We start from the raw sequence: 12,040 nt of genomic DNA, 5'->3' as shown, positions 1-12,040 counted from the left end.
CGCGGCTGTGCTTCACATCGAATTTCCCGCCCTTCACCGGCCGCGCATTGTGTACCTTTTCGCGCATGTCAACAATTTCACGGCGCAACGCCGCCGCATCGCGCGGCGCGGTGATGACGGCCCGCCGAACTTCGTCGAAGCGCTCGCGTAAAGAGCGTTTCGTGCGGGTACTTGCAGTAGCACGCGGAGTATCAAGGAACGAAGCGCCGGGCCGCCCCAAGCGACGTTCAGCCCCCCCGGGGGGCCGCGCAGCACACGCAGTGGCAAGCGTGGGGGCCATGAACGAAGCGCCGGGCCGCCCCAAGCGAAGTTCAGCCCCCTCGGGGGGCAGCGCAGCACACGCAGTAGCAAGCGTGGGGGCCATGAACGAAGCGCCGGGCCGCCCCAAGCGAAGTTCAGCCCCCTCGGGGGGCAGCGCAGCACACGCAGTGGCAAGCGTGGGGGCCATATCACCGAGCACAAAGCGCGCACGCGTCATGGCCTGGTGTTCCCAGGTCCAAGCGGTATTGCTGCCGCGTTGCTGCTGGTACCCGGCATAAGCTTCAAAGGAAGTGACCAGCAACCCGGAGTTGCCGTTGGGACGCAGGGCGGTGTCGATCTCGAACAGGTCGCCCTCGCCGGTTTTGATGGTCAGCCAGTTGATCAGCTTGCGCACAAAAGCCGCATACACCTCGGGCGCACGCTCGTCCTCGTCTTCATAGACAAACACGATGTCGAGGTCGCTGCCGTAGCCGAGCTCCTTGCCGCCCAGCTTGCCGTAGGCAATGATGGCGAACTGCGGCGTTGCACGATGCCTGTTTTTAAGATGCTGCCAGCACCATTCGGCGGTGATGGCGAGGATCGCTTCAGCCAGCGCGCTCAGGTCGTCGGCCACCTGCTCTACCGTGAGCACGCCCTCGACATCGCGGGCCAGGGTGCGAAAGACTTCAGCGTGGTGCGCCCGGCGAAGCAGATTCAAACAGGTTTCCTCGTCATCCTCGCCGGTGCGCCTGAGTGCGGCCAGGCGCTGCTGCAATTCCCTGGCAAAAGCCACTGCGTCAAACCGCTCGCGCAGCAACTGGTCGCTGGCGAGTTCGTCGATCACGCCCGGGTGCTGCAGCAGGTAGCGCGCGGGCCACTTTGCTGCGCCCAACAGCCGCAGCAGCCGCTCATGCACTGCGGGCCGCTCCAGCAGCAGCGCCAGATAGCTTTCCCGCCGCAACAGTGGCTCCATCCAGTCGATAAGTCTCAGTGCGGCCTCTTCGGAGACGGTGCCTTCCAGCAACCACTGTGCCGTGCGCTGCACCAGCCGGCTCAAGCGGGCGCGTGAGTCTTCCCGCAAGGCAAGCACGCGTGGGTGCTTGCGCCACAGGGCCAGGCGGGCACAAAATTGTGCTGGCCATTGCGCGGGCAACTGATCGAGCAGATCGTCAAGTTGCTGGGGGGCTGGCATGGCCGAGTTGCCGCAACCCCTGCTTTCAGGCTTGCCGCCCAGCAATTTGTCAAATTCTTCGGCGACCAATTCGCGGTGTGCGTCGAGGTCGCCGAGAAAAGCGCAGCTGTTGCGGTAGCCGAGCGTCGCTGCAATCCAGTTCAGGTCGCTGTCGAGCGTCGGCAATACGTGGGTTTGCTGGTCGTCCAGGTACTGGATGCGATGCTCCACGCGGCGCAGGAAGTCGTAGGCCCGGGCCAGCGCATCGGCGGTTTCCAGCGGCATCAAGCCGGCCTCGGCGACGCGCTTCAAGGCGTCGATGGTAGGACGGGTGCGCAGTTCCGGAAACTGTCCACCGCGCACGACCTGAAGCACCTGCACGGTAAATTCGATCTCGCGGATACCGCCGCGTGACATCTTCACGTCATTGGCGCGCTCGGGATGGCCGGCGCAGCGTTTGGCTGCGTGTTCGCGAATTTGCCGATGCAGCACGCGCAAGGCATCAAACACGCCGTAGTCCAGGTAACGCCGGAAAACGAAAGGAAGGACCGAGCCGCGCAAGGCCTGGGCCGAGCCGCTGCGTATGCATTCGAGCGGGGCGACAACCCTGCTTTTAAGCCACGCAAAGCGTTCCCATTCACGGCCCTGTGCCTGAAAATATTCTTCGAGCGCACCGAGCGAAATGGCAGCTGGCCCCGAATTGCCGTTTGGCCGCAGTGCCAGATCAACACGAAACACAAAGCCGTTCTCAGTGGCATCGCCAATCAGGCTGTAGACCGCCCTGACCTGACGGGCGAAATATTCGTGGTTGGAAATCTGGCCACGGCCGTCACTTCGGCCGGCGGTTTCGCCGTCCTGGTCGTAAACGTAAATCAGGTCAATGTCGCTGGATACATTAAGTTCACGCGCGCCGAGCTTGCCCATACCAACCACCCACATGCGGGCAGCTGTGCCGGCCTCCGTGAGGGGGGCGCCGTGCAGCGCATCAAGCGTCTCGCGGGAATGCCGCATGGCCACATCAAGCGCCAGTTCGGCCAGATCCGTCATGGCTCCGGTGACGACCTGCAGCGCGATGCCGGTGATATCTGCGGTGGCAGGCGTGTGGGCCTGCTGACTGTCGCAGTCGAGAACCACCAGCCGCTCCAACACCAGCTGGCGAAGCACGCGAAGCGCCGCGCCGGTTTCAAGGCCGCTCTCCAGCAGCGCATCGAGCGTCAGCTGCATGGTGGCCCGCAACGGCGCGCCGGGCGGCAACAGTTGCAGCTGATCGGCATAACGACGGCGTATTCGCTGCACGAAACGAGAGTGAGCCGACGCGGCCGTACTGGTGGAAAAGGGAATGTCTGAACAGGCAGTTGAGGCAACGGTCATCACACTACTTCACAAAACTTCGTGGTTCGACGCCGGGCGGACGGCCGCGTCGGCGGTCATAATTCTCAGGTCAATGGAGCCAACGATAGCCATCCCGTCCGACCCGTCTGCCTTGCCGTCACTTCGCCTGCGATGGATTGCCGTGACCATGCGTTGCCTGTTGTGGCTGGTTGCGTCGGCCTGGCTGCTTTTTGGCGTGAGCTGGTTGGTGCTGCATGAATGGATTGTGCCGCGAATCGGCGAGTTCCGTCCGCGTCTGGAGGCGCAAGCCAGCAAAGCCCTGGGCGTGCCCGTCCGCATTGGGCAAATCACGGCCCGTTCACTGGGCATGGTTCCGTCGTTTGAGTTGCGCGACGTCACGCTGCTCGATGGTCAGGGGCGTGAAGCCGTGCGACTGCCGCACATTCTGGGCGCACTGTCGCCCTCGTCGCTCTGGGGTCTGGGCTTTGAGCAGCTGGTTATCGATCAGCCCGAACTCGACATCCGTCGCGCCGCTGACGGGAAAATCTTTGTCGGCGGCCTGGATGTCTCCACCGACCGGGCCAGCGGCCACAGCGCGCTGACCGACTGGTTTTTTTCGCAGACGGAGTTTGTCCTGCGCGGCGGCACGGTGCGCTGGACGGACGAGATGCGTCTTGCGCCCTCGCTGGTGCTTGGCCAGGTCGATGCCGTGATGCGCAACGGTCGCCACCGCCATCTCATGCGCCTGGATGCGACGCCCCCCGCTGAATGGGGCGAGCGCTTCAGCCTCAGAGGCATTTTCAGGCGCTCGCTGCTATCGGTTCACGAAGGCGACTTCAACGACTGGACCGGGCAGCTATACGCCGATTTCGCCCGCGTCGACGTGTCTCGGGTCAGGCAATATGCCGGTTTCGACGCGCTGGGGGTTGAGCTGAACCGGGGCGCTGGCGCGCTTCGAGCCTGGGCTGAACTTAACCGGGGAAAAATTATTGGCGTGGTGGCGGATCTGGCGCTGCAGGATGTGGATGCCAGGCTGGGCACCCGGCTCAAGCCCCTTGCGTTTGAATCGATTGCCGGGCGCCTGGGTGCGGGGCAGCGCCCCGATGGCTTTGATGTCAGCACCGAGGGTTTGCGGTTTCGCACGCGGGACGGGCTGCAGTGGCCGGGGGGCAATGTGATGCTGGTACATGCCAGTGCTGCGGCGGGAAAGCCCCAGCACAGTAGCTTCAAGGCCGACAAGCTCGATCTGGCCGCCCTGGCGCAAATCGCCAGCCGCCTGCCGCTGGACGCTAGCGCGCAGGCCCTCATCGCCTCCTTCGCTCCGCAGGGGCTGGTGGAGGTCATTGACGCCCGCTGGCAGGGACCGTTGGAAGCGCCGGTCAATTTTGCGGCAAAAGGCCGCGTGGCAGGCTTGAGCGTGGCGCCCGCTGCCGCTGCGCCCGCCGCCACGCCCGGCAGACCGGGCATTAGCGGAGCCACGATCGATTTCGACTTGACGCACGAGGGCGGCCAGGCCAAGGTGGCTATTCGTCAGGGAGCGCTCGATCTGCCAGGCATCCTCGAGGAACCCAGGCTCGCGCTGGATCAGCTGTCAACCGACGCGCAGTGGAAGCTCTCTGGCCCAAAAATTGACCTGCAACTGCGCAACCTGCAGTTCGCCAATGCCGACGCCCAAGGCGCGGCGCAGGTGCACTGGCGAACCGGCGACATCGCGGCGGGCCAGCTAGTACGCGGTGCCCCGGATCAACGGTTCCCGGGGGTGCTGGATCTGCAGGGCAGCCTGAGCCGGGCCGATGGCAGCCGGGTTTACCGGTATTTGCCGCTGGTGCTGGATCAGGCGGCGCGTCACTATGTGCGCGCTGCCGTGTTGCAGGGCCAGCTCAGTGATGTGAAATTCCGGGTCAAGGGCCCGCTGGATCATCTGCCTTTCGCCAATCCGGCGGTGGGGGATTTCCGGGTATCTGCCAGAGTGCGCAACGGACAACTGGCCTATGTGCCCAAGGCCCTGCAGCCGTCAGGCGCTTCGCCCTGGCCGGCCCTGACCGAACTTAACGGCGAGCTGGTGTTTAACCGGACCGGGCTGGAAGTCAATGGTGCCAGCGCCAGGGTCGCCGGCCTGCCGGGTCTGCAACTGGTCAAGGGCGATGCCCGGATTGCGGACCTGGCGCATAACGCCACGGTCGAAGTGACGCTGGCCATCCGGGGAGCGCTTTCAGACGCGCTGGGCTTTGTCAACTCCTCACCAGTCGGCGAAATGACTGAGCAGGCGCTTGCCAAGGCCACGGCCACCGGCTCGGGTGATTACCGTTTTCGTCTGAATTTGCCGATTCACATGATTGACAAATCGCGTGTCGAGGGCACCCTCACACTGACCGGCAATGACGTGAAGTTCTCGCCCGAGGCGCCCGCGCTGGAGGCGCTTAAAGGCGTGGTGAATCTCACCGAACGCGGCTTTTCCGTGGCGGGCGCTCAGGCGCGCCTGCTGGGAGGAGACGTTCGCATCGATGGTGCAACCCGTCCGCCCGCTACCGCCGGCGGCAAGACCAGTGTCGCTTTCAAGGCGCAGGGATCGATTTCGGCTGAGGGGCTGCGTCAGGCCAGGGACCTCGGGCTGGTCACGCGCATGGCCCGGTACGCCAGCGGCAGCGCCGCCTACCAGGCATCGGTGCTTTTCCGGCGCGGCATACCCGAGGTCACCGTCACCAGCAGCTTGCAGGGCATGGCGCTGAGCTTGCCTGCTCCGCTGACCAAATCTGCGGAAGCCATCCTGCCGCTGCGCTTTGAAAATGCCTTGCTGCCGGGCTCGCTGGCTCCTGGACAGACGCTGCAGGACCAGCTTTCGGTCAATATCGGGCGGGTGGCCAGCATCAGCTACCTGCGTGATCTGGGCGGCACGAGTGCGCGCGTGGTGCGCGGCGGCATAGGTGTGGGGCTGGATTCAAATGAGACGGTGCCGGCACTGGAAGCCGGAGTGAGGGCCAACATCAAGCTGGCCGAGGTCGATCTTGACGCCTGGGAAAAAATCCTGACTGATACGGCTGGCAGCAGTGCCCCGCAGACCGCGCCTGCCGCCAGTTCGGCGGCGGCCATGAGCTACCTGCCGACGGTCATGGCCATACGCGCCAGGCAATTGCGGGTGCAGGGGCGTAGCTTGAACAACGTCGTGGTGGGCGGGACTCGCGAAGGCCTGAACTGGCGCGCCAATATCAATGCGGCAGAACTTGACGGTTATCTGGAATATCGCCAGCCCGGTAGCGCGGGTGCAGGACGTGTGTATGCGCGGCTCTCGCGTTTGAGCTTGGCGCCCGGTCCTGCCAGCGAGGTGGAGGCGATGCTGGAGGAACAGCCCGCCAGCATTCCGGCCCTGGATATCGTGGTGGAAGACATGGAGTTGCGTGGCAGGAAGCTGGGCCGCATTGAAATTGACGCCGTCAACCGGGGCACATCAAACGCTGTCGAGGGCGGTGTTCGCGAGTGGCATTTGAACAAATTCAACGTCATCCTGCCCGAAGCCGTGCTGACCGCGACCGGTGACTGGGTGGCGGTCAAGGCGCAGGACGGTGGCGCAGCGGCCGGATCACGCGGTGCGCGGGCGGCCATCGAGCGGCGGCGGACGGTGATGAACTTCCGGCTGGACATTGCCGACTCTGGCGAATTGCTCAAGCGGTTTGGCATGGACGGCGTATTGCGCCGCGGCAAGGGCAGGCTGGAAGGCCAGGTGGCTTGGGCCGGCTCGCCCCTGAGCCTGGACTTTCCGTCTCTTGCCGGGCAGTTCAATGTCAATGTGGAATCAGGACAGTTTGTGAAGGCCGACCCCGGCATAGCCAAGCTGCTCGGCGTGCTGAGCCTGCAATCCCTACCCCGGCGGCTGACGCTCGATTTCCGTGATGTTTTTTCCCAGGGCTTCGCCTTTGATTTCGTTCGCGGCGACGTCGTCATCAACCGAGGGCTGGCGCGCACCAACAACTTGCAGATGAGCGGTATAAATGCCGCAGTCCTGATGGAAGGCAGTGCCGATATTTCCCGTGAAACGCAAAACCTCAAGGTGGTTGTGGTGCCAGAAATCAACGCTGGAACGGCATCGCTGATTGCCACGGTGATCAATCCGGCGATTGGGCTGGGCAGTTTTCTGGCGCAGATGTTTTTGCGTCGCCCCCTGATGGAGGCCGCGACCCAGGAATTCCATATCGATGGAACCTGGTCTGATCCGAAAATCACGAAAATAGATCGTCGGGCCCAGGCAGCCGGCAAGCCCGCCGACACCTCCACGGAGAAACAGTAATCATGAAAGTTGCCGCCATCCAGATGGTTTCCGGAACCGCGCTGCAGTCCAATCTGGACACCGCGGCGCGCTTGCTTGCGCAGGCTGCCGCGCAAGGCGCCGAGTTGGCCGTGCTGCCGGAGTATTTTTGCGTCATGGGCTTGAGGGATACGGACAAACTCCGGATTCAGGAAACGGCAGGCGCTGGCGTGATCCAGGATTTCCTGAGCTATTGGGCGCACGCATTGGGGCTCTGGATCGTCGGCGGCACGCTGCCAATGGCCACGGCGGACCCTGGCCGGGCGCGCAACTGTTCGCTGGCCTATGCGCCGTCCGGTCAACGCGTGGCGCGCTACGACAAAATCCATCTGTTCAGATTTGCCCAGGGCTTGGAAGACTACGATGAAACCCGCGTGCTCGAGCCCGGCGCGCAGCCGGTGCGATTTGAACTGGCCTCACGCGACGGATTTGTCTACACCGTTGGCATGAGCATCTGCTACGACCTGCGTTTTCCCGAGCTCTACCGGGCCCTGAAAGCCGATTTGCTGCTGGTGCCCAGTGCTTTCACCTACACCACTGGCCAGGCGCACTGGGAGGTATTGCTGCGCGCCCGCGCGATCGAAAACCAGGCTTATGTGCTGGCCGCCGCGCAGGGGGGCACGCACGAAAACGGACGCCGTACCTGGGGCCGCAGCATGCTGGTTGACCCGTGGGGAAAGGTTCTCGCGCAGCAAGAGGAAGGCGGGGGCGTCGTCATGGGCGAGCTTTCTGGCGAGACGCTGCAGGACGTGCGCGGGCGTTTGCCTGCGCTGAGTCATCGCGTGCTGTGAGGGCGCTGGCGTGAAATTTCCCCGTCTGAGCGGCATCGACCGGGCCAGCCCGCGGGGCTCGCTCTGGGTGCTGCTGATGGTGCTGGTGCTGGCGCTGCTCGGCAGCCTGGTCTGGCTGGCCGGACGGTATGAGTCCAGCCGGGTGCAGAGCCGGCTGGAGCGCAATGCGGTTGAAATCGTCTCTGACATCCGCTCCGGCCTGACCCGCAACATTCAAACCTTTCAGGCCCTGTACGCCAGTGAGCCAACGCCTGACGCCTGGCATGGCCCGGCTGTCGGGCTGCTGCGCGAACACCGTGAAATCCTGCGGCTTGAATGGCGCAATGAGGCGCTGCAGCTGCTGAGCTATGTCGAAACGCCCTACCGGACCCCGGTGTTCGAGCGGCTCGGGCGTGACCGTTTGGCGGCCGACCTGAGCGTGACCTGTAACGCTGCCCGCCGCCTGAGCGGAGCGACTTATTCCGCCAGCTACTTCGCGCCTCAGGCCGATGGTATGGGGCTGGAGGTGATGGACATGTGCCAGCCCGTCGTCGTGGGGGGTCGCCTGACCGGTTATATCGTAGCCAGCTATTCCCTGCAGGACATCCTGGGCGAGCTGGTGGGCAAACAGCTGGTGCGGGGCATCACCCTGTCGTTCACCGAAGCTGATGGCACGCGGCTGGCGCTGCAGGGGGTTGCGTCACGCGGCAACCGGATTTTTGTCGCCCGGGAGCTGCTGGACCTGCCTGGCAACACGCTGGTGATCAGGATGGACAGCCGGTTGGGCACGCCGGCCCTGTTTCCCAATGTCCTGACAGCGCTGGTCACAGCCATGTCACTGGCCTTGCTGGCCGTGCTTTTCCTGCTGGCCCGCGACATGCGCAGGCGCCTGAAGGTGGAGCATGACCTGGGCGAAGCGCTTGCATTCCGCAAGGCCATGGAGGATTCACTGCTGACCGGCTTGCGCGCGCGGGATCTGCAGGGCCGCATCACCTATGTCAATCCGGCTTTTTGCAAAATGGTGGGGCTGCAGCCCAGCGAGTTGCTCAACCACGGCTTTCCTTCGCCGTATTGGCCGCCAGAGCTGGCCAGTGCCTACCAGCAGCGCCAGGAAACGCGCTTGGCGGGCAATCACAGCCCAAGGGAAAGTCACGAATCGGTGTTCATGCGACAGGACGGCACGCGCTTCCCAGTGCTGATCATGGAGGCTCCGCTGGTCAACGCGGTGGGCAAGCACACAGGCTGGATGAGTGCCATTCTGGATGTCAGCGAGCAGCGCCGTATTGAAGAAATTTCGCGTGCGAGCCAGGACCGCCTGCAGGCCAGCGCGCGGCTGGCCATGGTGGGCGAGATGGCTTCGCTGCTCAGTCACGAGCTGAACCAGCCATTGGCCGCCATTTCGAGCTATGCCACCGGTTCGCTCAATTTGCTGCGGGGTGAAATCGAGGCTGAAAGGACGAGCGCCGCCCAGACCGCGGTGTGCCAGCCGGCCGATGGCCCGGTAGCGCCGCCGCTGTTTGATGATCTGCAGCTAGCCATGCGCCGCATTGCCGAGCAGGCCGAACGCGCCGGAAAGGTCATCAAAAGCGTGCACGATTTTGTGCGGCGGCGCGAGCGGGTGCGCGAGGCGGTGGCGCCGCAGTCCCTGCTCGATGCCATCATGCCGCTGGTGATTCTGCAGTCCCGCAAACTGGAAGTGCGGGTGGTGATCGAGTTAGCTCAGGACTGCCCGCCCGTGCTGTGTGACCGCACCATGGTCGAGCAGGTGCTGCTCAACCTCTCGCGCAACGGCATGCAGGCCATGCAAGGGGCCGAAGAAACACCAGTCGTCGGGCCGCCATCGGACAGATGTGACCGGGTGCTGACATTGCGAATCCGTCTGGCAGCGTCAAATATGCAAAGCCGATGGGTCGAGTTTGCGGTGATTGATCGCGGTGAGGGAATTTCCACTGAAGCTGCCAAACAGCTTTTTACGCCCTTTTTTACCACCAAGGAGGAGGGCATGGGCCTGGGTCTGAGCCTTTGCCGCACCGTGATTGAACAGCATGGCGGATTCCTGGGTTATGAAGCCGCGCCGCCTCAGGGTACGATTTTCACTTTTACCTTGCCGGTAGCCTGGGTGCGCAAGGCTGGCACCACCGCGCAAGACGTCCGCGAGAAGAGTTGCCATGGAACCGATTAAAAATGCCACCGTTTACATCGTTGACGACGACAGTGGCGTGCGCGATGCGCTGGCCTGGCTGCTGCGTTCGCGCCGCCTGCCCAGCGAAACCTTTACCGGTGCCGAGGCGTTTGACCTGCGGGTTTGCGGCGGGTATGAGGTGCAATCACCTTCCTGCGTGCTGCTCGACGTTCGAATGGCCGGCTTGAGTGGCCTGGCCATGTTTGAAAAACTGATTGCTTACGGCCTGCTGCCGACCTTGCCAGTCATTTTCCTGACCGGCCACGCCGACGTACCTACCGCCGTGGACGCGGTCAAGCGCGGCGCGTTTGACTTTTTCGAAAAGCCTTTTTCGGACAATGCCCTGGTAGACCGGATCGAGCAGGCCATCGGAAAATCGGCTGCCGCGCTGGCCGAGCGCAGCAAAACCAGCAGCTTGAGGATGCAGCTCGATGGCCTGACCGAACGCGAGCGCGATGTGATGCGACTGGTGGTGGAAGGCTTGCCCAACAAGCTGGTCGCCGACCAGCTAGATATCAGCGTGCGCACGGTGGAAGTGCACCGGGCCCGGGTTTTTGACAAAATGGGCGTCAGGTCGGCGGTGGAACTTGCCAATCTGCTGCGAAATTTGTAGTGCCAGCACTCATTCCCCGTGCTGTTTTTCTTCTGCAGCAGGACCGCCCTTAATCTCGCCCTTCTTACGACCTGAAAACATCGTCCACCACACAATGAATACCAGCAGCAGCAACGCGCCTAGTGCTTCGAGTAAAAGCAGGGTCATGACATTTCCTTTGATTGCAGGCAAGGTGGCGATGGGGTTCAGGCCGTTCTTTCGCACCGCTCCGATTATCGCCATGACTGCGCTGCTTGTTTCCTGTGCCAGCCCGCCCTTGCCGCCATCATTGACCTCGTCGCCTTCATTACCGCCTGCAGGTACGGAGGCTGCGTTGCCGGGCCGCCGTGCCGGCGACGCCGGGCCGCTGCCAGCAGCCCGGTTGCAGGCGAGGAGCCGCTGGGTCGCGGTGCGCTGGGCCGAGTTGCCGGGGTTTGAGGACGACGCGCTGTTCGAGGCCTGGAATGCCTGGATAAAGAGCTGCGAGCGGCCAGGTCCGGTGTTTGCGCCGCTGTGCAACGAAGTGCGGCGCCTGAGCATCGCAAGCGGCGAAGAACAGCGCGCCTGGATGCTTGACCGGCTGCAACCTTATCGTGTCGAGACACTGCAAGGCGCAGCGGAGGGTTTGCTCACCAGCTACTACGAACCGGTGCTCAAGGCGAGCCGCCAGCCGGGCGCCGGTTATGGAGTCCCGTTGTACCGGGCACCGGCATTGCTGGGCAGCCGCAAGCCCTGGTTCTCGCGGCAGGAAATTGACACTTCGGCCGAGGCGCGCGCGGCGCTCGCAGGACGGGAAATCGCCTGGGTGGCGGACCCGATTGACGCGCTGGTGTTGCACATACAGGGTTCGGGCCGGCTGAATATTAGCGAACCCGACGGTTTGCAGCGCACCGTGCGCCTGGCATTTGCGGGCTCAAACGACCAGCCTTACCGCAGCGTGAACCAGTGGCTGCTGGAGCAGGGTGTCAGTAAAATCAACCCCTGGCCAGACGCCACCAAGGCCTGGGCGCTGCAAAATCCGCAACGCCTGCAGCAGCTGCTCTGGAGCAATCCCCGCTACATCTTTTTCCGTGAAGAAGCGCTCAGTGATTTTGACGCTCGCTTTGGTCCCAGGGGTGCGCAAGGCGTGGCGCTCACGCCGGGCCGATCAATTGCGGTTGATCCCGGCAGCATCCCCTACGGCACGCCGGTCTGGCTGGCCTCACGCGGCGGCGCAGCCAATCTGCAAAAGCTAGTGCTTGCGCAAGATACTGGCAGCGCCATCGTCGGCGGCGTGCGCGCCGACTATTTCGCCGGTACCGGAATGGAAGCCGGTCAAATGGCTTCGCGCGTCAACCAGCCGCTGCGGCTATGGGTGCTTTGGCCAAAGTAGACAACCAACGCCATATGAAAAAAGGAAGGTGCGCCATGAACCAGTCGTCAATCCAGCGGGTCGCGGTGCGTTTTTTTTTGG

6 protein-coding genes are annotated in these 12,040 nt (G+C 63.5%); 5 read left to right on the top strand and 1 reads right to left on the bottom strand.

Going from position 1 to position 12,040, the window contains the following annotated elements; genetic code table 11:
• Positions 1-2,782 (bottom strand): bifunctional [glutamate--ammonia ligase]-adenylyl-L-tyrosine phosphorylase/[glutamate--ammonia-ligase] adenylyltransferase (gene glnE / locus HHJ19_RS05100; RefSeq protein ID WP_296904676.1); only part of this gene is annotated, 2,782 nt, incomplete at its 3' end.
• Positions 2,783-2,855: 73 nt separating this feature from the next.
• Between glnE and HHJ19_RS05095 the strand changes: the two genes are divergently transcribed.
• The 5 genes from HHJ19_RS05095 (at position 2,856) to HHJ19_RS05075 (ending at position 11,959) form a co-directional block, all read left to right on the top strand.
• On the top strand, positions 2,856-7,025 hold the full coding sequence (locus HHJ19_RS05095) for a YhdP family protein (RefSeq protein ID WP_296904674.1): 4,170 nt from the start codon (positions 2,856-2,858) through the stop codon (positions 7,023-7,025).
• Between the two features lie 2 nt (positions 7,026-7,027).
• Entirely contained in the window at positions 7,028-7,834 is an 807-nt protein-coding gene (locus tag HHJ19_RS05090) for a carbon-nitrogen hydrolase family protein (protein WP_296904672.1), read from the top strand.
• A 10-nt stretch (positions 7,835-7,844) separates the two neighbouring features.
• Positions 7,845-9,995, top strand: a complete 2,151-nt coding sequence (locus tag HHJ19_RS05085) for an ATP-binding protein (protein ID WP_296904670.1) — start codon at positions 7,845-7,847, stop codon at positions 9,993-9,995.
• Positions 9,982-10,608 (top strand): response regulator, encoded by a 627-nt coding sequence (locus HHJ19_RS05080; RefSeq protein WP_296904669.1) that lies wholly within the window; start codon positions 9,982-9,984, stop codon positions 10,606-10,608. Before HHJ19_RS05085 ends, HHJ19_RS05080 begins: the two co-directional genes overlap by 14 nt.
• 94 nt (positions 10,609-10,702) lie before the next feature.
• The gene (locus tag HHJ19_RS05075; RefSeq protein WP_296904667.1) at positions 10,703-11,959 is read left to right on the top strand and encodes an MltA domain-containing protein; all 1,257 of its coding nucleotides are present in this window, start codon (positions 10,703-10,705) and stop codon (positions 11,957-11,959) included.
• The last annotated feature ends 81 nt before the right edge of the window (positions 11,960-12,040 follow it).

The sequence above is a fragment of the Polaromonas sp. genome (assembly GCF_012927415.1).
Classification (GTDB): Bacteria; Pseudomonadota; Gammaproteobacteria; order Burkholderiales; family Burkholderiaceae_C; genus Polaromonas.
The sequence above is the reverse complement of the archived record's forward strand: the minus strand, read 5'-3'. Positions and strand labels throughout refer to the sequence as shown.